The sequence below is a fragment of the Terriglobia bacterium genome (genome assembly GCA_020072645.1).
Classification (GTDB): domain Bacteria; phylum Acidobacteriota; class Terriglobia; order Terriglobales; family Acidobacteriaceae; genus Angelobacter.
Genome location: JAIQGK010000011.1, coordinates 175,745 through 199,801, shown reverse-complemented (window position 1 = coordinate 199,801; position 24,057 = coordinate 175,745). Strand labels below are relative to the sequence as shown.

Annotated in this window: 16 protein-coding genes; 9 read left to right on the top strand and 7 right to left on the bottom strand. The window is 55.4% G+C overall.

Translation table 11 applies throughout. From position 1 onward, the window contains the following. Window positions 1–160: 160 nt before the first annotated feature. On the bottom strand, window positions 161–1,540 hold the full coding sequence (locus LAO76_16385) for a CCA tRNA nucleotidyltransferase (protein ID MBZ5492503.1): 1,380 nt from the start codon (window positions 1,538–1,540) through the stop codon (window positions 161–163). Between the two features lie 195 nt (window positions 1,541–1,735). Here LAO76_16385 and tsaD point away from each other — a divergent pair, with 195 nt between their 5' ends. Beyond that, window positions 1,736–2,872: a tRNA (adenosine(37)-N6)-threonylcarbamoyltransferase complex transferase subunit TsaD gene (tsaD, locus tag LAO76_16380; protein MBZ5492502.1), complete on the top strand. Its 1,137-nt coding sequence runs from the start codon at window positions 1,736–1,738 to the stop codon at window positions 2,870–2,872. 5 nt (window positions 2,873–2,877) lie between these two features. On the opposite strand, the gene LAO76_16375 is transcribed toward tsaD, so the two are convergent. From LAO76_16375 to LAO76_16365, 3 genes are all read right to left on the bottom strand, one after another. Continuing rightward, a complete protein-coding gene (locus tag LAO76_16375; GenBank protein ID MBZ5492501.1) occupies window positions 2,878–3,246 on the bottom strand; it encodes a response regulator in 369 nt (122 codons plus the stop codon). 148 nt (window positions 3,247–3,394) lie between these two features. Continuing rightward, window positions 3,395–3,547, bottom strand: a complete 153-nt coding sequence (locus LAO76_16370; GenBank protein MBZ5492500.1) for a hypothetical protein — start codon at window positions 3,545–3,547, stop codon at window positions 3,395–3,397. Between the two features lie 209 nt (window positions 3,548–3,756). Next, on the bottom strand, window positions 3,757–4,842 hold the full coding sequence (locus LAO76_16365; GenBank protein MBZ5492499.1) for a hypothetical protein: 1,086 nt from the start codon (window positions 4,840–4,842) through the stop codon (window positions 3,757–3,759). Window positions 4,843–5,179: 337 nt separating this feature from the next. Between LAO76_16365 and LAO76_16360 the strand changes: the two genes are divergently transcribed. Then, window positions 5,180–8,857: a carboxypeptidase regulatory-like domain-containing protein gene (locus tag LAO76_16360; GenBank protein ID MBZ5492498.1), complete on the top strand. Its 3,678-nt coding sequence runs from the start codon at window positions 5,180–5,182 to the stop codon at window positions 8,855–8,857. A gap of 49 nt (window positions 8,858–8,906) precedes the next feature. On the opposite strand, the gene LAO76_16355 is transcribed toward LAO76_16360, so the two are convergent. Further along, window positions 8,907–10,331, bottom strand: coding sequence for a glycosyltransferase family 39 protein (locus LAO76_16355; protein MBZ5492497.1), 1,425 nt, complete (start codon window positions 10,329–10,331; stop codon window positions 8,907–8,909). A gap of 122 nt (window positions 10,332–10,453) precedes the next feature. Here LAO76_16355 and LAO76_16350 point away from each other — a divergent pair, with 122 nt between their 5' ends. Then, window positions 10,454–13,945, top strand: coding sequence for a glycosyltransferase (locus LAO76_16350; protein ID MBZ5492496.1), 3,492 nt, complete (start codon window positions 10,454–10,456; stop codon window positions 13,943–13,945). Between the two features lie 17 nt (window positions 13,946–13,962). Here LAO76_16350 and LAO76_16345 read toward each other — a convergent pair whose 3' ends face one another. Next, the gene (locus LAO76_16345) at window positions 13,963–15,831 is read right to left on the bottom strand and encodes a M61 family peptidase (protein MBZ5492495.1); all 1,869 of its coding nucleotides are present in this window, start codon (window positions 15,829–15,831) and stop codon (window positions 13,963–13,965) included. Window positions 15,832–15,950: 119 nt separating this feature from the next. Between LAO76_16345 and LAO76_16340 the strand changes: the two genes are divergently transcribed. Then, window positions 15,951–16,340 (top strand): hypothetical protein, encoded by a 390-nt coding sequence (locus tag LAO76_16340; GenBank protein ID MBZ5492494.1) that lies wholly within the window; start codon window positions 15,951–15,953, stop codon window positions 16,338–16,340. Window positions 16,341–16,352: 12 nt separating this feature from the next. After that, window positions 16,353–16,718, top strand: coding sequence for a cupin (locus LAO76_16335; GenBank protein ID MBZ5492493.1), 366 nt, complete (start codon window positions 16,353–16,355; stop codon window positions 16,716–16,718). Between the two features lie 81 nt (window positions 16,719–16,799). Here the strand turns inward: LAO76_16335 and LAO76_16330 are convergent, their stop codons facing one another. After that, window positions 16,800–17,336, bottom strand: coding sequence for a BON domain-containing protein (locus LAO76_16330; GenBank protein ID MBZ5492492.1), 537 nt, complete (start codon window positions 17,334–17,336; stop codon window positions 16,800–16,802). A gap of 292 nt (window positions 17,337–17,628) precedes the next feature. On the opposite strand from LAO76_16330, the gene LAO76_16325 reads away from it, so the two are divergent. From LAO76_16325 to LAO76_16310, 4 genes are all read left to right on the top strand, one after another. Further along, window positions 17,629–19,227 (top strand): acyl-CoA carboxylase subunit beta, encoded by a 1,599-nt coding sequence (locus tag LAO76_16325; protein MBZ5492491.1) that lies wholly within the window; start codon window positions 17,629–17,631, stop codon window positions 19,225–19,227. Between the two features lie 127 nt (window positions 19,228–19,354). Continuing rightward, entirely contained in the window at window positions 19,355–21,274 is a 1,920-nt protein-coding gene (locus LAO76_16320) for a biotin/lipoyl-binding protein (protein ID MBZ5492490.1), read from the top strand. Then, window positions 21,240–22,412 carry an acyl-CoA dehydrogenase family protein gene (locus tag LAO76_16315; protein MBZ5492489.1) on the top strand — a complete coding sequence of 391 codons (1,173 nt, stop codon included), beginning with the start codon at window positions 21,240–21,242 and terminating at the stop codon, window positions 22,410–22,412. The genes LAO76_16320 and LAO76_16315 overlap by 35 nt, the downstream gene beginning before the upstream one ends. Window positions 22,413–22,518: 106 nt before the next feature. Next, window positions 22,519–24,057, top strand: a complete 1,539-nt coding sequence (locus tag LAO76_16310) for an AMP-binding protein (protein ID MBZ5492488.1) — start codon at window positions 22,519–22,521, stop codon at window positions 24,055–24,057.

Here is a 24,057-nt window from a genome sequence, read left to right as displayed (position 1 = left end):
CAGGGGTTGACTACAAAGACTAATGCAGGGAAAGGGGAAGCGTCCCCTTCCCCTGCACCCCATCCCCTCAACCTAGTGGAAGAGAAAGTGTCAGGTATGTGCCCGGTCTAAAGTGTCAGGGATCTGCCCGGCTGTTCAACACCTATCGCCGAGATCGCCGTTATCGCGCGACATCGCCGTGATCGGAAAGCGCTCCGACTTTCTCTCGCACCAACTCCATCGCTTCCTCTTTCGTGCTGATCTTGCCATCCAACTGCGCGTCTTCCACGGCGGTCAGCAATTCCTTGAACATCGGCCCTGGTTTATAGCCGGCGGCGATCAGGTCAGCGCCGGTGATTAGAGGCGTGGGACGGATCTGTTCAGCAGGCAGCGTGTGGAATTTTTCTTTCGCGAACTCATACAGACTGAGGTCGCGATGGCTGCTCTGGCAGTCGAGGCGATGCAGTTCCAGATGCTGGTCAAAGCGGGGCAGACGGAAGAAGCGCTTGAGCGTGGAATCCTTCATGCGCTGGACATCGCCAAAGCGCATGTGGTTGGCGACCAGCGAGAGCACCTGGTCTGTATCGTCATTGGAGAGGCGGAAGCGGCGGCAGATTTCGGCGGCCATTTTTGTGCCGATTTCAGCATGGCCGTCAAAGCGGATGCGGTCTGGCGCAACGCGAAACGTCGGCGGCTTGCCCACGTCATGCAGCAAGGCGCCCAAGGCCAGAGTTTTGGAACAGCCTGCGGGCAGGCCTTCCAGAAGCATGAGCGTGTGGACCCAGACGTCGCCCTCGGGGTGATATTGCGGCGGCTGGGCGACGCCCTGCATCTTTTTGATTTCCGGCAGCACCTGCTCCAGGAGATTGGTCTGGTCTAGCAGCTCAAAGGCGCGGCGCGCATGGCCTTCTGTGAGCATTTTCAGGATTTCGTCGCGCACGCGCTCATGGCTGACCTGATGGATTTGCGGAGCGAGTTCACGGATAGAAGCGAAGGTCTGCGCTTCAATTGAGTAGCCGAAGCGGGCGGCAAAGCGCACGGCGCGGAGCATGCGCAGCTTGTCTTCAGCAAAACGGTGATGTGCTTCGCCGATGGTGCGGATGATTCCCTGCTTCAGGTCTTCGCGTCCGCCGACGTAGTCGAGGACTTCGCGGGTATCGGGATCGAGCAGAAGGCCGTTGATGGTGAAGTCGCGGCGCTGCACGTCCATGCGCGCGTCTTTGGAGAACTGGACTTCATCGGGGTGGCGGCCGTCAGAGTAAGCGCCATCACTGCGGAAGGTTGCAACTTCAATGGCGTAGTTAGCCCGCTCGCCGGCGTCAGTATTTCGAAACACAGGGACAAGCACTACGCCGAACTGAGCGCCCACGGCAAAAGTCTGCGGAAAGATGCGGATGACTTCATGCGGCGTGGCGGAAGTGGCAACGTCATAGTCGGCGGGTTCGCGATCAAGAAGCAGATCACGGACGCAGCCGCCAACGAGATAGGCGGAATATCCCTGTTCGCGCAGCGTGCGGGCGATGCGCGTGGCTTCAATCGCTTTGTTGGAGGTTAGGTTCATTTCTTTTTCACCGCAAAGGACGCGAAGGGCGCAAAGAAGAAAATTATATTTTCACGATCATCCATCGATATCTCTAATCAATAGTGTCACCCGTGTTCATGAGTGGTAAAGTTCGGGCTTTTTCATTGCGAACCCTTACGTCCTGTGCGGTAAGCGCCCTCTGCGGTGAAGTACAGTTTTTATAATATTAGATATATGTCTGAGAATTACATTCTGGGGATTGAGAGTTCATGCGACGAGACCGCCGCCGCCGTAGTGAGCAATGGCGAGCATCTGCTTTCAAACGTAGTGTCCTCACAGATCGCAACGCACCAGCCGTATGGCGGCGTGGTGCCGGAGTTGGCGTCACGCGAGCATTTGCGGGCGATTGTTCCTGTGGTGCGGCAGGCGCTGGCAGAAGCCGGCAAAACGTATGAGTCGATTGACGCGATCGCCGTGACACAAGGCCCCGGGCTGGCTGGAGCGCTGCTGGTGGGCATCAGTTATGCCAAGGCGCTGGCGTTTGCGCTGGAAAAGCCGCTGATCACCGTGAACCATCTTGAAGGACATATTCACGCGGTGCTGTTGGAAGAAAAGCAGAAAGGGAATTTCCAGATTGATTTTCCTTTGCTGGCGCTGGTGGTTTCCGGCGGGCATACGCACTTGTTTCTGGCGGAACAACGCGAGCATGGCTGGGCTTATAAAAACATCGGACGCACGCGCGATGACGCCGCCGGCGAGGCGTATGACAAAGTGGCAAAACTGCTGGGGCTCGGCTATCCCGGAGGGCCGGTGATTGACGCACTGGCTCTGCATGGCAATCCCAAGGCAGTGAAGTTCGTTCCGTCGCAGATCAAGCATGGCAATCGTGGAACGCCGAAGGCCGAGCAGACGCCGCACGATTTTTCCTTTAGCGGAATCAAGACTGCCGTGCTGCGTTACGTTGGACTGGAAGGAATGCGCGAATCGATCATTGCGCGACAGCAGGCACTGACAGGGACCGGCAAGCCCACGGCGGCAGACGTGCTGGCGCTCTGCGACAAGCGAACGCTGGATCTGGTGGCATCTTTTCAGCGCGCCGTAGTGGAAGATTTAGTCGGCAAAACCTTGCAGGCAGCACAGGAACGCGATGCACGCACGCTGTTCGTCACGGGAGGCGTGGCGGCAAATCGAGAATTGAGGGAGACATTTGCGAAGCGAGCGGCGGAGGCAGGCTTGGCGGTTTATTTTCCGTCACGAAAGCTTTCTACTGACAACGCTGCCATGATCGCGGCAGCGGCGTTCCCCAAGCTCAGAGCAAAAGATTTTGCTGGAGCAGATTTCTCCGCTGAAGCGTCGCTGGCGTTGCGGTAAACGATTCAACTTGTGGCAGGCCGCGGAAAAAGGCTTTCAAGAGCTTGGTCCATCTGTTCTTCAACGTTCAGGTCTTTGTAAATGAGGGTATGCACTCGCTTATCTAGGTGAATCTCGGCAGATGGTTTGGCGGCCAGAACCAAAATGGGAATGCCCGCGGTTTTTTCATCGGCCTTGAGCGTGTCAATCAGTTCATAGCCGCTCAGCTGGGGCATTTGCAGATCGGTAACGATCAGGTCCGGGCGGATGAGCTGCAGGATTTCAAGGGCTGCAATTCCATTGGCAGCGGTTTCAACTTTGAATCCGCGAGATTCCAAAAAACGGCACACCGTGTGCCGAATGAGCATCGAATCGTCGATAACAAGGGCAAGCATAGAGTTGGGTGTATGCAAAAACAACTTTCATTTTTCTTGATCTTTCTAAAAACAGACTTGCGAAGAGCGAAAACGTGTGGCGTGAAAAAGGCAGGAAATCGCCTGTACCAATACGACCGTCATTGAGCCGCCAGCGCTCCGGAAAAACTCAGGCTTCTTCCGGCCTGATGTTTTCTTCAATGGCCATATCTTTGAACTCGCTCGATTCAAAAACGTCGCCACACTCCTGGCATTCTACAAATTCAGCGTCTTCTTCGCGCGCGACTACACGCACGCGGGGATGCTTGCAGGGTTTCTCCATAGGTATTGGTTCGGGAGGCCGTTTCGAGATAGATGGGTTCTGCGTTGGATTCATATTCGGACCAAGGCGCATTTCTGCCGATGCCTGTTCTCGAATAGCGGGTATTTTAAGCTTGTCTGTGCGGATGTCAAGTACTTCTGCGCGTCGCGGGATTGCCATATAGCAGGAAATGGATGATGAAAGCCGCGTATCGGGTTGCTGCAAAGCCCCTAAGGCATAGGATAAATGCCGGAAGAACGGGCCTTTTCCACCATGACCTGCGTCACCGCGGAAGGAGCATGAGTGGCCATTCCATTTTGGGCCGAAGCCACGGCAGCGTCAAAAGTGCTGCGCCCGGTAAGGGCCACATCAATAAGAAGGAATTTAGGCGAACCTTCAGCGACACGCACACCAGCATAAGCATGACCCGGAACAATCACAATGCTTGCATCCATGCCCAGGTTTTCAAAAAGCGAGGCGTACATCACCGCCGCGTCAATGCAATTGGCGCTATTTTCCGCAAGGCTTATCCGCGGCATTCGGACCCGCTCGCTTACGCCCTTATGGTCGCCCAGTGTCGAGGAGCTCTTTACGTAGGAAAGGCCGCCACGCTGCAAAGCATCGAAGATAGCGCGGGCCTCACGATAGGTTTCCTGTTCCTGCTGCGCCGCGGTTTTCCAGGTTTCGTATCCCGGCAGACGATGATCGGCGGTGAAATGTTTGGCGCGAGAAAGCACAGTTTCCACGTTCCGATCATGCGGTGTTACCCATGAGGCAATGAACGATGCATATTTAAAGCCGTTGCCCCAGAACATATCTTCCGCTGACCTGAGCCTTACGGGAACTGTCGTTTCATACGAGCTGTTGGAAGCCGGATCGGTAATGGTGACCTGTGCCGTGGCGGCCGTAATTTCGTGGTTTTGATACAGGCGGGGCAGGAACGCAGGGGCAAAAACTACCGTTCGCGTTACTCCTGGGTTTACCGAGACAGTCTGAATTTCCTGGTCACTCCAGCCTGGGATCTTGACGCTGATGCGGCGCGACATCGAGTCCTGCGATGTGTTCGAAAGTGTCACGGAAACAACGCCAAACGTCCTGTCCCCCTGGCGCTGTAAAGAGGCGTAATTGGCAAAGACGGGATAAATCTCGCCGTCAATGCCAGCCTGGATCTTATATGCCGGTGCAAGCTGCCGGACCGGAGTTGGTGGACGAAGATCACCGCGGTCAGTTCCCGCGTCCCCGGCGAATGCACGGAGTGCTAGCGGTAGGCTTAGCAAAAGCGCTGCGGCGATCACAGATTTCGTGCGGGAAAGCATGCAGTTTGCAGCATAGGGCCCGTATTCGGAAAAACAATCGAGCTTACGCCTTAAAACCGCTTGTAAGGGGTGACGAGATGCCTGATCTCGCCTGTGAGTTGCATTATTTATTGAAAATATTCCAAATTTGGAACCCGCGTGTCATAAGAAATCCATTATTAAGTATGTAACCCGCAGTAAGTTGACGTAACTTATTGATTCTTTACACGCTTCAACGTGGAACTCTGATTGCCAACGGACAAGGCATAGACGACAGTGGGGGGCACTGAAATCTGTATAGGGGTTGTACGCCCTTCCTGTTGTCATTTCACCAACCAAAATGGAGAGAAGAGAATAAATGAACACAAAACTGCGCTACATCGCATTGTTTTTCGCGATTACGCTGGCACTGATGTTGTGCATCCCCTCAATGGCACAGGTCGGCAAAGGCTCGATTTCAGGGTCTGTGATCGATCCCCAGGGAGCGGTTGTTTCTGGTGCTCAGGTAAAAGCGAAAAATACGGAAACTGGAGTGGTTTTTACCACAACAACAGACAGTGCAGGTCTTTATCGTTTCAACCTGCTGCCGATCGGAACGTACACCGTAGAGATCACCTCACAGGGCTTCAAAACGACCACGCAGTCCAATGTGCTGGTGGGAGCCGGGCGCGATACTGGTTTAGGATCGATTAAGATATCCGTTGGCGAAACCTCCACTACCGTGGAAGTTACTGGCGATGCGCCACTGATTGAAACTACACAATCACAGATTAGCAGCACCTTCGCCGGTCAGACGCTGAACACCTTTGCCGGAATTCAGGAAAATCAGGGCCTGGACCGCCTGGCTCTGTTCGTCCCGGGCGTAGTAGCCACTCGTAGCGACAACTTCTCCAATACCAACGGCGGTGGATTCTCCAGCAACGGTCTCCGCGGCCGCAACAATGACCAGGAAATTGACGGCCAGAACAATAACGACAACAGCGTCGGCGGCCCATCTCTCTTTGTCAGCGATACCAACTTCGTGCAACAGTACGTAATCGTTACAAACAATTTTGGTCCGGAATACGGACGCAACGCCGGCTCAGTGGTGAACATCATCACCAAGGGCGGAACCAATGCATGGCATGGCGCGGTGTTCGGAACGGAATATAGTTCGTTCCTGAATGCTCTCAGCAATACCCAAAGACATGCCAATAAGCCAGGGACCAATTCGGGAAGGCCGGGGACAGTAACCTGTACCGATCTGAACAATCCGCAGTGCAATCCGCAAACCGGTCCGCTGCGCAGCAACGAAGAGTTTAGCGGCGGTACCATTGGCGGGCCGATCCTCAAGAACAAATGGTTCATCTTCGGCGGCTTTGATAGCGACCTGTTCTCCGGGCAAAGCACCTACGCCACAACTACTAACACCCCAACTCCGGTCGGTCTGGCCACCCTGGCTGCTTGCTTCCCAACCGGGAGCAAGGCGCAACAAGTTGCTACCCTTGGCAAGTTTGGCGCCTACGGTTTCAGCTTCGGCAATCCTGTAGCGAACGGTACCGTAGCGAATGCAACCGTCGCCGGTTGCGCGGGTGTTCAAGTTGCAGGAGTAAGCCGTACACTTGCAACGCCATTTCACGGTTTCGATTTCCCTATCAGATTAGATGGGCAGATAGGCTCGGACAACGTCATGGCCCGTTATCTGTTTAACAGAGGTAACACCTTTGACCAGTCTGACAACGGCGCTGCTGGTTACGTGTTCAACACTACCGCCCTGAGTCAAGCCATCCTCATCAGCGAAACGCACAATTTTTCGTCTCACATGGTCAACGAAGTACGCCTCGGTTTTGACCGTATTAACGTAAATTTCGGCGGCAACTCGGTCGGCAACACGTTGGAACCAGATCAGAGTGGCATCCTAAACGCTCTGGCCAATGTAAGCATCGGCGGATCCGTAGGCTTTGGTCCTGCAACCAACATCCCTCAAGGACGGCTGGTGAATACATGGCAGGCCCAGGACAATTGGAACTATGTCAGGGGAAAACACAGCTTTAAGTCAGGTGTAAACTGGACTTATCAGCGCTCACCGAACACGTTCTTGCCCAATGTCAACGGCCAATATGCGTACGGGAGCCTTTCCAACTACATCAATGGTGTACTGACCAGCGTTACCATTGCCCAGGGCAATCCGGTTCTCGATTTCCGTGAGTACGATACCTTCCTCTATGGTGGCGACGACTGGAAGATCAGCCAAAACCTCACATTAAACCTGGGATTGACCTGGACCTACTATGGCAATCCGGCACAATTATTCACGGATATAACAAACAAACGCGAAGCCAATCCGGCAACGGCCTTCTGGCTGCAATCGCTGCCTCTATCGGAGAGGACCAATCCTCCCAACCCGGGAGTCAAAAACAGCTTTGGCCCGAGTGCGGGATTTGCTTACACCCCGCAGTGGGGTGGGTTCCTGACAGGAAACGGAAAGACCACCATCCGCGGCGGCTACCGTTTACTGTATGACCCGCCGTTCTACAACATCTTCCTGAATACTTCCACCTCCTCACCGTTCGGCTTCCTTCAGACATTGAGCGCGACCAGCACACCAGTTCTTCCCGCCTCAGTTGCTCTGCCTGCTAACCCGACCGGTCCGAACGTGCGTGCGTCGCTGGCCAGCTTCATAGCTACCAACACCTTCGATCCACGCACCCAGAGCGAGACTGTTCTTGGAAGTCCTTCTGAGCCGCTTGGACCGGACAAAGTACACAGCTGGAGCTTCGGTTTTGAGCGTGAACTCACCAAGAATGCCGTGTGGGAGGCTCGTTACGTCGGCAATAAAGGCACCAACCTTTACCAGACCGTGGATGCCAACCCTTATCTTGGAACCACCGTTGCCGGGAAGAATGGTCTATTGCAGGACTTCCCGAACCTGGTTCCCAACGCATCTGCCCTTTCGCCTTGTCTGACGACCCAGCAAGTAGGACCGGGCGCTGGATCGGATGTAGGACGCGTCAACTGCGGTCTGGGCGTAGTTCGCGCCCGTACCAACGGTGGGTTCTCTGATTATCATGCTTTCCAGACAGAGCTCCGCGCCAACAACCTGTTCAAGCAGTTGCAACTGCGGGTTGGTTACACGTTTAGCAAAAACCTGGACAACGTGAGCGAGATCTTCGCTACCGGCACGGCGGGCAATACTCTGTTCGCCGCGCAGAACCCGTTCCAGACAGGAGATGCTGAACGTTCCATCTCCGGCCTGAACATTCCCAATGCGTTTACCGTGTCCGTCACCGAAAGCATTCCGTTCTTTAAAGAGCAGCACGGATTGTTCGGTCATGTACTGGGCGGCTGGGCGCTTTCCGGGTCCTATGTGTACGGCTCCGGACAACCGTTCACTCCCCGCCAAGGCGGCGTATTTGGTGGAGTCAATTCAAGACTCTCCGCCAATGGGAACTACTTTGATACAAACTTTGCTAATGCCTTTGTGGGCGATCCGGCACGGCCATTCTATGGCAGCTTGAGCGCCCCGGCTAGCACAGTCGGTATCTTCTGCGGTGATCTGGTTTCATTACTCGGCGCTACGGCTACAAACTGCGCCAGCTTTGGGGCTGGAAACAACCAACTTCTGAGCTTCAACGCCTTGAACGCTCCACAAGGTTGCGATCCGCGCGGCTTCCTCCGTGGTTCAGCTTGCACGGTACTTAATCTTGTGCCCATCACAAACAACGATGTTCGCTACATCATCAACATGCATACCGCGCAGAAAGTATTCGGTACGCCATTCGGCAACGTTCCACGCAATCCGCTGGTTGACGCTCCTTCAAACCGGCTGGACGCGACCATCTTCAAGAACATCAAGATGGGTGAACGTGGCAACTTCGAAATGCGCATGACTGCAACCAATGCGCTGAACCACTTCAACTACAGCAGCATCGATCCGAATATGGAAGATGCTGGTCTGGGCACTGCGCCAAGTCTATTTGGCGTGGGATTCAATAACCCCGCACAGACCACTGCTGCCGGTCGCGTGGTCAGCATCAGCGGAAAGTTTACCTTCTAACCAAAGATCGCTGTTTTGATCTGGCCCGCCGGCCTCAAAACCGGCGGGCTTAACTTTTTGTGGTGTAAGAATTAACTTGGCTGATTTGAAGGCTGCTTAAGGCATTTTGTCTCCGCGTGAATGCTGCTCCAGCCAGCGCCAAGACCACCGGAAAACATTCCAGCATGTACCGCGGTTCGGGATTTTCCAGCGAACTCAAAAAGAGGGACCGCAGTAGAATAAAGCTGATCACAAAAACTCCCGCGATGCCCAGACGAGAAATCAGCCATCCGCGAAACGCCGCCACCAGGTAAAACAGATTCAGCCCCGCCCAAAACAGTGCGAACCAGCTTTCCTTCTCATGCTGCCGGAACTCCCACCAGCGGGTTTCCACGTCCAACAACTCCGTACGAGGTCGCAACCACATGTCCGCAGTCCGCAGAAATGGCAGCCAGACGAAATAACGCAGGTGGCTATGTTCCTGCCGCTGTCGCGCAATCTCCTCAAACTCGGCATCCATCTGCGGATTGATATAGAGTTGCTGGTTGTAACGCGCGATTACCGCCAGCGTCTTTTCGTACTCCGCTCGATTATCGAATGCGCGTTCAGGAAGTTGCTGCGGATCAATCGGCTCGCCGGAGACTTTCCAGTACACCTCATCCACTGAGACATAATCGGCCATCCATGTCTTCACCCAATGATTAAAGCCGCGCGGAAGAAATTCTTCCGGGTCATTGGCGTAACGTGAAGCCAGCGGCTGCCATACGTGGAAGACGTGCCAGTTACGGACTGTCCAGGGCACAAGCGGCCCAAGGCCGGTGATGGCCAACAGCAGACCTGCCAAAACCACCTGCTTCTTGTTTGTCTTGCGGAAAAGTATCACCAGCAGAGCCAGCCCCAGCGCCGGCAGAATGAGTCCGTTATCAGGACGCATGAAGATACCCGCGGCGCTCCACAGACCTGCAATCGCCCACAGTCTGCCGGCAAAAGCGTCCTGCTCCAGCGCTTTCAATCCCCGAACGCCATAATAAAGCGCATGGGCAATGCAGCAGATGGCCAGTGTCTCAGAAAGCGGAGCGGCCACGTAACTGGCCGTAAACGGGCACAATGCAGCTAAAAGGTAAGCGGCTTTCGCTGCCCGCGCATTCGTCAATTCCAGCGCCAGTCCGGCGATCACCAGGCACGTATTGGTATCGATGAAGGCCTGGGCAATCATGACCGCCGTGTAATGTTCCCGTCCGAACAGGGCAAACATTGCCGCCAGGAATCCCGGATAGCCGGGCAAGCGGATCAGCGTAGGGCGGGCGGCACCATTGTCGGTGAGGCCAAAAATCCCGTGGTCCAGCCAGTTCTTGGCAATATCGCCATAAACCCAGGTGTCCCCGGCTAGGTGCGGATAGCGGAAGACAAAAAAGAGCCGCAAGGCCACTCCGGCGATGGTTACCAGTAGGAAGAAGGGCCAGTTGCGCCGCACCAGTTCAATGAGTTTTATCATGGTTGGGGAATGCCCTAGTTTAAAGGCCTGTTCCCTGTCGTACAACCGTGAGGGTACGCAAGGGCAATGCCTGATTGACCTGCTTCCCCCTGCCGCTTACGATGGTTGGTAACAATCCAGCAATGGCAAAATCCATTTTCTACGATCCCGACCGGAAGCGCTGGGGGCGCTTGCGCATACTGCTGAGTGTGCTTGGCGCCATCATCAGCGGTCTTGTGCTGTTTTTCATCATCACGGTTTTCGTGCAGTCTGATCCGCTGCCCCACGTGCTGATGCCGGAACAAAAGCGCAACCTGCGCGCCTTGAAGGAGCGTGAACACCGAAAGCGGCCCAGCGCCAAGAATACTCACCGCAAAACAAAGTCTTCGCCTTCACAGGTTGTGCTGAATACGGATGAAGGTATCCGCGCGGCGTATTACGTCACCTGGGACGCGGCCAGCTTTGTCTCGCTCAAGGAATACTATCCTCAGCTTGATATCCTCTTTCCTGAATGGCTGCACGTGCTCACGCCGGACGGGCATTTGCAGGGCTTTGATAGCGTAAACCATCCTTTTCAGGTGGTTGAAAACGGTACCGTCCATTCCACTGACGACAAGGTAATGCCTTTCCTGCGGGCAGAGAAAGCTGAAGTGGAAGTCTTCCCGCTCATCAACAATTTTGAACCTGTCACCAAGCAGTGGCTTCCCAATATCGGCGATTTCCTGATGGATCCCACGGCACGGCAGACATTCCGCACACAGCTTCTGCTCTATCTGGCCAGTGACAAGTTCAAGGGCGCGGCAATCGACTTTGAGGAAATACCTCTCAAAGCTCAGCCCGGATTTCTGGCGCTGATGCAGGAACTGGGCCATGATCTGCATGCTCGCGGGCTAAGGCTGTACGTGAACGTCCCAGTCGCAGATAAAGATTACGATTATCCGGCGCTCGCCGCCGCCGCCGATGGCCTGGTCATCATGAACTATGACCAGCATCAGGTCACGAGCGCTCCGGGGCCTGTGGCTGCGCAGGACTGGTTCACTGCCAACCTGAAGCAGGCGGTGAAGGATATTCCTAAAACCAAGATCATCTGCGCCATCGGTAGTTATGGCTATGACTGGAAGCTTTCTGGCCGGAAGAAGCGCATTACCAACGTTGACACCAACAACGTACAGGAAGCATGGCTGCATGCGCGTGAGTCCAGCGCAGAAATTGAACTCGATTCCGATTCCCTCAATCCTCATTTCGCCTATATGGAAGATGGCGGCCAGGAGCATCAGGTCTGGTTTCTGGATGCTGTCACGGCGCTAAACCAGATGCGCTCGGCGCGCGATCAGGGCATACGTACTTTTGCGCTGTGGCGGTTGGGATCGGAAGATCGATCACTCTGGAAAATCTGGGACAATCCCACTGAAACCGGCGCCGAGCAGAAGCTCGCAGTAGTCCCTTCAGGTGAAGACGTTGACAAGGAAGGCGATGGCGAAATTCTGTATATCCAGCAGAGACCGAAGCCCGGCCAGCGCGAGGTTAAGCTTGATTCAGACGGCAAGTTCGTCGCTTCAGAAAAAATGACCGTGCTGCCCGAGCCCTATCAACTGAAGGCTCTGGGCTGGAAAGATAAACAAGTCGCCATCACGTTTGATGATGGCCCTGACTCTTTATACACACCGCAGATTCTCGACATCCTGAAGCGCGAAAATGCCCCAGCCACGTTTTTTCTGATCGGATTGCAGACGCAGAAGTTTCCCGGGCTGGCGCAGCGTATTTACGATGAGGGACATGATATTGGCAATCACACGTTTACCCATCCCGATATCAGCGACGTTTCATCCTGGTACATGAAGCGCGTGGAGTTGCAGCTGACGGAAAAACTATTTGCCAGCAAGATGGGTGTAAAACCGCTGTATTTCCGGCCGCCGTATTCCATTGACCAGGACCCTGACATCGCCGATCAGGTGCGGCCGCTGGAACTTGTCCAGACCGAAGGTTACATCACGGTGGGATCTAAGATTGATCCTAATGACTGGAGAAAAGGCCAAACCGCCGCGGAGATCGTCACCGAAGTAATGGACCAGGCCCAGCGCGCGGCCACTAAGGGCTGCCAGACACGCGGTCCTCTTTATTGCGGCAACATCATTCTGCTGCACGATGGCGGCGGCGACCGCTCTGCAACCGTCCAGGCCCTGCCCGCGGTCATTGAAGGCTTGCGCGCACGCGGATTCAAGATTGTGAGCGTTGAAGAGCTGTTGGGCAAGACACGGGCTGACGTGATGCCAGAGCTGCCTTCTAATGAAGTGCTCGGTGCGCGACTGGATGGCTACGTATTCCAATTGGGACGATGGCTGGCACAATTTATCGTCTTGGTCTTTTTTATTGGTGACGTACTGATGAGCGCCCGTCTTCTAGGCATTGGCGCGCTAGCCACATACGATCGCCTGCGGACACCAGCGCCCGTGGGCGGCCCGGATTACAAACCGAAAGTTACTGTCATCATTCCCGCATTCAATGAAGAAAAGGTGATTGAGAATACTGTCCGTTCGGCGCTGGCGTCAGACTACCCGAACCTACGGACGATCGTGGTGGATGACGGATCAAAAGATGCGACATCCGCCGTGGTGCGGGAAAAATTTGCCAGAGAGATTGCTGATGGCCGCGTCCTACTGCTGACCAAGACCAACGCCGGAAAAGCGGAAGCGCTGAATCACGCCCTGAAACATACGCAGGATGAAATCTATGTCGGCATTGATGCCGATACGGTAATTGCTCCCAACGCTATTTCCATTTTGGTGCCGCATTTCGCGGATGCTAGAGTGGCCGCAGTCGCGGGCAATGCCAAGGTTGGCAACCGCGTGAATCTGTGGACGCGCTGGCAGGCGCTGGAATATATCACCAGCCAGAATTTTGAGCGTCGCGCTCTCAACGTATTTGGCGCGGTAAGCGTGGTTCCCGGAGCGATTGGCGCATGGCGCGTCTCTGCCGTCCGTGAAGCCGGCGGCTACCATACTGATACAGTGGCGGAAGATGCCGACCTGACCATGTCTCTGCTGGAAAACGGCTGGCGCGTGGTGAATGAAGATCGCGCCCTGGCGTTTACTGAGGCGCCGACAAATGCACGCGGCCTCATGCGCCAGCGCTTCCGCTGGTCATTCGGCATTCTTCAAGCCGTGTGGAAGCACGGCGCCGCCATTCGCCGCCGCAGCCGCCTGGGCTGGATTGCCCTGCCCAACATTATTATTTTCCAGATCATGCTGCCGCTGGTATCACCGTTCATCGACATCATGTTCTTGTTTGGCGTGCTGGAGTACGCCGCCGCTCGGTACTTCCATCCAGAAAGCACGGACGCGAGCAGCTTTGAGCGTCTGGCTTTTTATTTCGTGATCTTTCTGGCCATTGATTTCATTGCGTCAGCGTTGGCGTTTCTGCTGGAGCGCCGCGTGGAAGGCACGGGAGAAGACGCGCAGTTGCTGCTGCACCTGTGGCTGCAGAGATTTTCCTACCGGCAGCTTTTTTCCGCGGTGCTGGCCAAGACGGTCAAGCGCGCCATAGACGGAAAGCCTTTTGCCTGGGACAAGCTGGAGCGCACCGCTGCTGTCACCAAGAATCGCATACCGGCCACGCCTAATCCTGGTCAGAGCTAAATTTCAGGAAATCCATCCTACTGCCCTGCCGCCTGCGGCTTGATAATTTCATCCAGAATGTTTGGCTGGCCGTCCTCACGAACCAGATGTGGGTATCGCTCACCTTCGTGGTAGTTCACCTGATAGGTGCTGTAGTATTCGCCATTTTCCGCCAGTAAGTATATTGGTTGCTGGCCCTTGATCGATCCTCGCAGCGCAGCGCGGACCACGTCTTTTGACCACTTGCGGCCGTTCACCGCAATAACTTTCATTCCCGGCCCCAGGCCGGCGGCGTAGGCAGGCGCCCCGGGAATCACGTCAAGTACATCACCCTGCTTGGTGGCGATGAAGCCCAGAGAAAAACTCAGGTCAATCGATTCGCTGTTTTTTTCTCGCGCTTCCATCGTCGTATTTTTCTGCCCGGAATACACCAGCTTCCATCCGCCATTGGTGATTCCGCCCATGGGAGCATGAGGAGATTTTGAGTCCAAACGTTCGCGCAGCAGTTTGGCCCAATCATTCGGAACAACCTGGTTAAGCGTTGCGACCACATCTTCAAATTTGTACGGGACTACCGTGGGCGGGCCGCTCTTGCCTCCATAAAACAGACGGCAAAAATCGTTGAGTGACTTTTGACCGTTGCTCTTTTGCCTGATAAGAGAATCCACTTCAAGCCAGATCAGGTAACCTTCAGGATAGTAATCGGCGGTGCGTCGCCAGTTGGTCCACTCCGCCGGAGCGGCAAACAGACTCTGTACGCTCGTGGCCGTATCCTGCAGCGGACGCCATGTTCGTCCCGCGCGATGATCAAGCATGGCTGCTGTGTAGGCCAGGTTCTCACGAAACTGGTCAGGCGAACGCAGGCCAGTCCGCGCCGCGAGCAGGTTGCCCAGGTAGTCGGTCAGTCCTTCGTAAACCCATAGCAGGTCGCCGTGCATCGGCTCCTGATAATTGGGCGTAGCCAGTCCCGCAGGACGCTTGTACTTGCCATTCCAGGAATGAACAAACTCGTGTGGTAGAAGATCGGCTTCAAGATCGTGGACGTCGGCGTCACTGAACATTTCTTCATCGGTTCCGTTGTCACTGGATTCGTGATGCTCCAGGCCGTGGTGCGCCGTCTGGTCACCCAGCGTAAGAAGAAATGTGTACTTGGTGTAATGACGCGCACCAAAAAGCTTTCCGGTTTCCGCCACCAGCTGCTTCAGGCTGGCGATGTCTTTATCGGTGATCTGTATGGCTTCATCGCTTTCACCCACCATGTCAACAACGTGCGTGAGCGGCTCTCCAGCGGGCGTTATTTGTATCTGCCGGTAAATTGAACCTGCGATCAGCGGTGAATCGACCAGTCGCGTGAGAGAAACAGTCTGGAACTCCACGGAATTCCCGTTCTGCTGCGTGGGCGTAAGCGCGGTGCCAAACTTCCAGACTTCCGGAAGCCGCACAGAGGCCGCCACCTGCACCGAATCAGTGGTAGCTCCTTTGGGATAAAGCACTACCTGGTTCCAGAGCAAATCCAGCACCTTGCTGGACGACAATGAACTCTTGCCGTTATATGTAATCGTGTCATATGAAGCCTGCAACTCGGTCACACCCGCTGGAATCTGCAAGTGGAAGGCATACATGTCTTCCAGGTCGCGCTGCCATTCCAGTTCCCTGCTGCCGGCTTTGAAATGCAGCCCGGTAAAATTCTGGATTGGGCCTGTAGGCCGGTGGTTGCCGGGAATCCACTTGGGATAGACGATCGTGACCGGCCCGGAAGCCACGGGAATGGTAATCGTGGCATGCAGCATGTTGCGAGGCGCATCAGTAGCATCAACATTAAGCCGTTCTGTAATGTTTGATTGCGCTGACGCCATAAGACTCCAGAGAAGAACTGCAACCGCCAGCTTGCATGGATGAATAGACATGAATGCTCCTGTGAGAGATATAGAAGAACGGCTGAAAGCAAGAACCGGAAACCGGTTATGGTACCTTTTTGCTGAGGCGGTTGGCGAGCCAGTTTAAAGCCAGCCTGTGATGAGGCCGAATGATAAAAGACCGTTTCTCAAGGATTGTATTTTTGGTGGCAGGGATTTACGGGCTCATTGTGCTATTGCCGGGATTTTTTGGCGAAAAGATAATGGCAGAAAAAATGCCGCCCGCAATCACGCATCCAGAGTTCTACTATGGATTTTTTGGAGTTGCTGTCGCATGGCAGGTTGCGTTCCTGATCATCGCCCGAGATCCGCAGCGTTTCCGTCCGATTATTCCGGCGGCAATCCTGGAAAAACTTACTTATTGCGTGGCATGTGCTGTACTGTTTAATTTAAGACGGATCCCGGCCATTGTTGCCCTGGGCGGCGCTGGAGATTTTATTCTGGGAACGCTTTTTACAATTTCATATTTCAAACTCAGGCCTGCGCAGGGCGGCCAATAAAGGAGATCACTATTGCCGACGCACATTGACAAGCCCACTCGGATTAAGGCGGCGGGCAACATGCCCAAGATCATTGACGAATTTTTTGGCCGCGTGAATTCCAAGACCGAGCGCCTGAGCATCGCGCACATGCGCAGTCCCGCAGGATGGCAGGAACCTGGGCAGACGCCGGAATTTGAGGAATACACTATCGTCATTCGCGGCAAGCTGCACGTGCAGCATAAAGATGGATCTTTCGACGTTTCCGCCGGAGAAGCCGTAGTGTCTCACCCCGGTGAATGGATCCAATACTCAACTCCGGACGAGGCCACGGAGTACATCGCTATATGCTTGCCCGCGTTTTCTCCGCAGACTGTCCATCGTGATGATGAACCTTAAACAAAAAAAGGCGGCCCCATTCAGGAGCCGCCTCGCTTCGCTCTAGTAAGGTGTGTTAAACACCCCTGGAGTTTGAATCAGTTATTTAGGGTTGCTCATGTTGTCGGACTTTGACTTGTCTGATTTGTCCGGCATGTTGGCAGAGGCAACTTTCAGGTGGTTCTTAACTTTCAGGCCGCCTGAATTTTCTTTCGCGATGCGCTCAGCAGCGTCCTTCGCGTCTTTGCTGGGAACGGTACCGGTCAGTTCAACTGACTTGCCATTCTTCACATCTACCGTTACGTTAGCGCTGGCCAGGCTTGGATCCTTCTGGATCGCAGACTGGATGGTGCTCTGGACGTCGCCATTGGCGGCGGCAGGAGCAGCGTCACTTTGCGGCATTTTGTTCTGATCAGCGCTCTGATCGGACTTCTTCTGATCAGTGTTTGGCAGTTGCTCCGGCGAATTTGCAGGGCTCTTGCCCTGGTCAGGAGCCGTGGTGGATGGCTGCTGGTCCGGCATCGATGATGGCTGCGAGGTTGAGCTCGGCGCTGTGCTCGGCGAAGCCGGCGTGCTTTGTGCGATTGCGAAACCGCTACCCAGTGCTACGATCAATGCAAGCTTATTCAAATTTCTCACTAGTGTCCTCCGTTTTCCGTTTTCTAGATTCGGGCCCCTCGGCAACAGATACGCGTATACCAAGGATGAGCGACGAAGCTCGCGTAATCGGGGCCATTTTGGCTGCTACAGTTGAATTAGATGCCCCTCTCAAGCGCGAGTTGGCCCATGTGTGCGGGAATCGAGAGCTGCTGAAGTTCCCTGAGAGGACCCTCAGAAGTAGGCGTTTTCTTCTCTCAAATGGATCGCCTGATTCCGTGGGACGAGGTGAATTGCTGCTCATCAGGCCCTCCGCCTGATATATTTATCGCCCGTGAACCATCTGCGCTCCACAGTCGACTGCCAGTCAAGCGGGTACAAAGCCAACTATGCCGCCATGCGCTCCGCCGTGGAACGGCTGCGCGCCGAACTGAAGCGGTCGACTGAAGGCGGCGGCGAAAAATATGTGAAACGCCATGTGGAGCGGGGCAAGCTGCTGCCGCGCGATCGCGTGGAGATGCTGCTGGATGAGGGTTCGTTCTTTCTTGAGATTGCGCCTCTGGCGGGCCATGGAATGGAAAATGAAGCTCCGGGCGCGGGCGTTGTTGGCGGTGTGGGGCTGGTCTGCGGACGCGAATGCCTCGTGACCGCCAATGAAGCTACCGTGAAAGGTGGCGCTACCGGTGAAGCAGGCCTGTGGAAGAATGCGCGGCTGGCGGACATCGCGCGAGAGAATCATCTTCCCAGCATCCTTTTAGTAGAGTCCGCCGGCGCCGACCTGCCGCAGCAGAGCAAAATTTTTGTCGCCGGAGGGCGCGGATTCCGTGAGATTACGCGTCGGTCCAAGGAACGCATTCCTACCGTCTCTGTAGTGTTTGGAAGCTCAACCGCAGGCGGCGCTTATCTGCCTGGGATGTCTGATTACGTGGTGATGGTGAAAAAGCAGGCACAGGTCTTTCTTGCCGGGCCGCCTCTGGTGAAGATGGCGACAGGCGAAATCAGCGACGAAGAATCTCTGGGAGGCGCGGAGATGCACTCGCGTATCTCCGGGCTCTCCGATTATCTGGCGGAAGACGAACTCGACGCCATTCGCATTGCGCGCGAGATCGTGGGCCACTTCAACCTGAAGAAGCCTGATCTGCCGCAGATGGCGGAAGTAAAAGAACCGGTATTTGATCCCGACGAACTGCTGGGCATCGCGTCGGCTGATGTGCGCGTGCCGTTTGAAATACGCGACGTGATTGCCCGGATCGTGGATGGAAGCGACTTTGCCGAATTCAAGCCCGAGTATGGCCCTACGCTGGTGACAGGCTTCGCACATATTCACGGTTTTCCGGTTGGGATTCTGGGCAATAACGGAGTGTTGATGTCGGAATCGGCGGGCAAAGGCGCGCAGTTCATTCAACTTTGCAATCAGCAAGATATTCCGTTGCTATTCCTGCAGAATATTACCGGCTTTATGGTGGGCCGCAGCTATGAAGAAGATGGCATTATCCGCAACGGCGCCAAGCTGATTAATGCGGTTTCTAACTCCACGGTGCCGGCCGTTACCATTATGGTGGGCGGATCGTATGGTGCGGGAAATTATGCGATGTGCGGACGGGCTTACGCTCCGCGTTTTCTGTTTACCTGGCCCAATCATCGCATTGCAGTGATGGGCGAGAAACAGCTCTCGGGCGTGATGGACATTATCAAGCGCGAGGCTGCGGCCAAAACCGGTCAGCCCATCGACGAAGCGCGCATGGCGATGGGCAGGAAGATGCTGGAAGACCAGATCGCGAAAGAATCCGACTGCTATTTCGCCACGGCGCGGCTATGGGACGACGGCATTATCGATCCGCGAGACACACGAACGGTAGTGGCGATTGCGCTGTCCGCGGCGTATAACGCTCCTGTTAAAGGGACGATGGAGTGGGGGGTGTTCAGGCATTGAAAAAGCGATACTTAGTATTTGGTATTTGGCTTTGTCTGCAAGATTGAAGCAGTCCTGGGGTGGCAACATGGACGCGAACTTACGGCCAAGTACCAAATACCAAGTACCGATTGCTAGCTGCTGCTAAATGATGAAAAACTTCTCCAAAATACTCATCGCCAATCGCGGCGAGATTGCGGTGCGCATTGTGCGCACATGCCGAGAGATGGGTATTGCCACCGCGGCCGTGTATTCGGACTTTGACCGCGATGCGCTGCATGTACGTCTGGCGGACCAGGCTGTGCCGATTGGCAGCGCGCAGGCCAAAGAGTCCTATCTCAATATTGAAAAGATTATCGCCGCGGCGCGGCTTACCGGCGCTGACGCAATCCATCCCGGATATGGATTTCTGTCCGAGAACGCGGAATTCGCAGCGGCATGTGAAGAATCAGGGATTGTGTTCATAGGTCCCCGCGCGGATGTGATCAGGACGCTCGGATCAAAGAGCGAAGCGCGAAAGCTGGCGCTAGAGGCAGGCGTCCCGGTGGTTCCTACTCCGACGGAAAATGAATTTCCCAAGCTGATCAAGGCTTCGCTGGGCGGCGGTGGGCGCGGCATGCGCATTGTGCGCAATGCTGCGGAATTCAAAGAAGCTCTTGCTGCTGCCAAGGGAGAAGCGGAACGCGCGTTCGGCGACGGCGCTCTGCTGGTGGAAAAATATATTGAAGACGCTCGCCACGTTGAAGTCCAGGTTTTTGGCGATCATCACGGCAAGGTGATGCATCTTTTTGAGCGTGACTGCTCGGTCCAGAGGCGGCACCAGAAGATCATCGAGGAGAGCCCTTCACCGGCGGTGACGCCGGAAATCCGCAGCCGCATGACGGACGCGGCGATAGCCCTGGCAAGAAAGGTCGGCTATACCAATGCCGGCACGGTGGAGTTTCTGCTGGCGCCTTCCGGCGATTTCTATTTCATTGAGGTCAATACGCGGATTCAGGTGGAACATCCGGTCACGGAGATGGTGACGGGGTTGGACCTGATTCGCCTTCAGATTGAGATTGCGCAAGGCGGAAAACTGCCTGAGGCACAGCCGAAGCAGAAGGGCCATGCGATTGAAGCACGGCTTTATGCTGAAGATCCGGCAAACGACTTTCTGCCTTCAACGGGGACTTTGTATGTGTGGCAACCGCCCCGACCGTCAGCGGGGTTGCGCATTGATAGCGGAGTGGAAGAGGGAACTGAGATCGGTGTTTATTACGACCCTCTGCTGGCCAAGGTGATTGCGCACGCCGAAAACCGCGATTTGGCCATTCGACGGCTGACGCATGCTCTGCGGAACTTTGCCGCACAGGGCGTGCAGACCAACCGCGAATTTCTGATTGCGATGCTGGAGTCAGAAGAATTCAGGGGCGGCAGGGCACACACCGGTTTCCAGTTACCGGTTTCATCGAAAGCCGATGAAGAGCTGGAGCAAATTTATTGCTCGGTCACGCGCGCTCACATCGAGCGAGCAGAACATGCGCGACGCAGGATTCTTCCGTCGATACCGACGAGATTTCGCAACAATCCCACGCCTGCACAGGCGATGAAATTCGCTGTGGGCAAAAAGGAATACCGGATCGACGAAAAAACATCCGCAATCGAGATAGTTTCTGTGGGCGAAGACTATGTCGATGCTTTAGTACAGGGCGCGCGCTATCGTTTTGACATTTGTAAGCGCGGAGCAGACTATTACGTGCGCTCGAGCCTGGGACAACAACGAGTCACGCGGCTGGCGCGCTTCCCGGAAAAGACGGCCGGAGGGCAGCACCAGAGCGCGAATTCGCCCATGCCGGGGCAGGTATTGCGTATTCTGGTGTCGGAAGGACAGCAGGTGAAGCCAGGAGATGGATTAATCGTGCTGGAAGCCATGAAAATGGAGCAAACTATAAAGGCCGCAATTCAGGGCGTGGTGCGAGCGGTACTGGTAAAACCCGCAGAGGTTGTGGCGCCAGGACAGATGCTGGTAGAAATTGAAGCCGTGGAGGATGCCAATGAGCACGCAAGCAGTACAGCAGCAAAGCACTGAATATCCTTATTTCACTGAAGAGCATGAACTCATACGGCAGACGGTCTCGCGCTTTTGCCGGGAAGAGATTGCTCCATTCGCAGCGGAGTGGGACGATGAAGGCATCTTTCCCCGCGAGCTTTTTACCAAGGCCGGAGCGCTGGGGATGTTTGGCATCCGCATTGATCCCAAGTGGGGCGGCAGCGGACAGGACTGGTGGGCCACTGCAGCGTACGTTGAAGCCATGGCGCACTCTGACAGCGGCAGCATCAACATGGCGTTCCTGGTGCAGTCGGATATGGCGCTGCCGGTGATCCAGGAGCTGGGCACCGAAGAGCAGAAAGCCGAATTCATTCCCCGGGCCGTAACGGGCGAGTGGATCGGATCGCTGGGCATCAGCGAGCCGGGGGGTGGATCGGACGTGGCGGCGATCAAGACACGCGCGCGCATCGAAGGCGGCGACCTGATTATCTCCGGGCAGAAATTGTGGATCACCAACGGCACACGAGCCGACTACATTGTGTTGGCCGTCCGCACGGGCGGCGAAGGCCACAAAGGAATTTCTCTGGTGCTGTTTCCGACGAAGACCAAAGGTTTCTCTGTGGGCAAGAAACTGAAGAAGATCGGCAACCTGGCCTCAGACACGGCGGAGTTGTTCTTCGATGAATGCCGCTTGCCGCTGCGTTACATTCTGGGCGAACGCGACAAGGGTTTTTATTACATCATGGAAAATTTTCAGGGCGAGCGGCTGGTGGCTTCGCTGGGCGCGCTGGCTGCAATGGACAAAGCGCTGCGCTGGGCCATTGAATATGGACATGACCGCAGCGCTTTCGGCCAGCCGATTGGAAAGTTCCAGATCTGGCGGCACCGCTTTGCCGAACACCTTACGGCCGTGGAAGCCGGCCGATGGCTGACCTACCGCGCGCTTGACTTGGTGAATCATGGTAAGCGTGCGGTGAAGGAAATCACGATGGCCAAGCTGTACACCACGGAGCTTTCGCAGAAAATCGCGTATGACTGCATGCAGATCTTCGGCGGCTTCGCTTACACCACGGAGTATCCCATTGGGCGCATGTGGCGCGATCTGCGTTTGAATACGATTGGCGCAGGCGCTTCTGAGGTCATGAAAGAAATTATTGCGAAGGAAGAAAAGTTGTAAAAGAAGCCATTAGCAATTAGCACCTAGCCATCAGCTTTTACTTGTTGAAGATTAGCAGGTTTGGCTAAAGGCTAAGAACTAACTGCTAAAGGCTGAAGCTAAAACAATGACCGATCTCGAATACAACCTGATTCATCGCTTCAACATAGGCGACGCGTTGCGCCGCAGCGCTGCGCGCACGCCGCAGCAGCGGGCCATCCACTTTATGGGACGCGAGCTCACGTACGCCGAATTGGACGCGCTGTCCAACCGCATGGTGCGCAAGCTCATGGCCGCTGGCGTGGGCCGGGGCGATTCCGTCGCCATCTTCGCCACCAACTCGCCGGAATATGTTGCGGCATTCTTTGGTTGCGCGCGGATTGGTGCAGCGCTTGTCCCCATCAACCTGATGTTTACCGCCGAAGACGTAACGTATGTCTTTGAGAAGACGCGGGTGAAGACGCTGCTGGTTGAGCCGATGTTTCAGTCCAAAGTCCTTGCGCCGCCACCAAACTGCTTTGTGCTGGATGATAAATTTCGCGAGTCATTAAATGAATTTGACTCTGACCCGGTCGAGCAACTCGTTGAGAGCGAAGCGACGCACCTGATTATCTTTACCAGCGGAACCACGGCAAAGCCAAAGGGCGTGGTGCTGACACACCTGAATTTTTATGCCTATCTGTTGGCCAGCTACGCCGACTATGGCCGCGACACCAGCATGAAGTATCTGCTGGCGCTGCCCATGTTTCATGTGGCCGGACTGGTGATGGCGTTTGGTTGCTTTGCTTCAGGCTGCGAGAGTGTGATCATTCCGCTGCCCAAGCCGGAGCAGATCGTCCACGCCATTGCCGTGCAGAGAGTGACTTCGCTCTCATTGCCAGCAACAGTGTGGGTAGGACTGATTAGCATGCCGCTGATTGAAGCGGTGGACCTCTCCAGCCTGAAGCGGTTGTTTGTTTTTCAATATCTGCCAACGCCGGTCTTCCAGCGCTGGCGCCGCATTGCGCCGCAGGCGGAGTGGATCAACTGCTGGGGACAGACCGAGACTACGGCGCTGGGATCGACAACGCCACCGGCAGAGCTGGGAAAGATGCTCGCAATGCCCGACCCGATTGGCATCCGGCATGTGCCGCTGGAGCTGCGTATTGTTGACGAAGAGTTGAAGGATGTGGAGCCGGGCAAGCCGGGAGAGATCGTGCTGCGTGGGCCATGTTGTTCGCCGGGATATTTTGAAGACCCGGCGGCGAACGAAGCGCTCTTCCGCGGGGGCTGGCATCATACAGGCGACGTGGCGCGCGTGGACGAGCACGGCTGGCTTTATTTTCTCGATCGCAAGAAAGACATGATCAAGAGCGGCGGAGAAAACGTTTCCAGCCAGGAAGTGGAAGAGGCGATTGCGGCGCACCCAAGCGTGGCCGAGGTCGCGGTGGTAGGGCTGCACGATCCTTACTGGATTGAAAAAGTTGTGGCCTGCGTGGTGCCGATGCCGGGCAAGCAGGTGAATGAAGAAGAGTTGATGGCGCATGCACGGTCGAAACTGGCGAGCTTTAAAGTACCGAAAGAAATTCACGTGATGGCAGAATTTCCCAAGAATCCGACCGGCAAGGTGCTGAAGCGCGTATTGCGCGAGCGGCTGAACAGCGAAGCAGCCGGTGCCGGACGATGA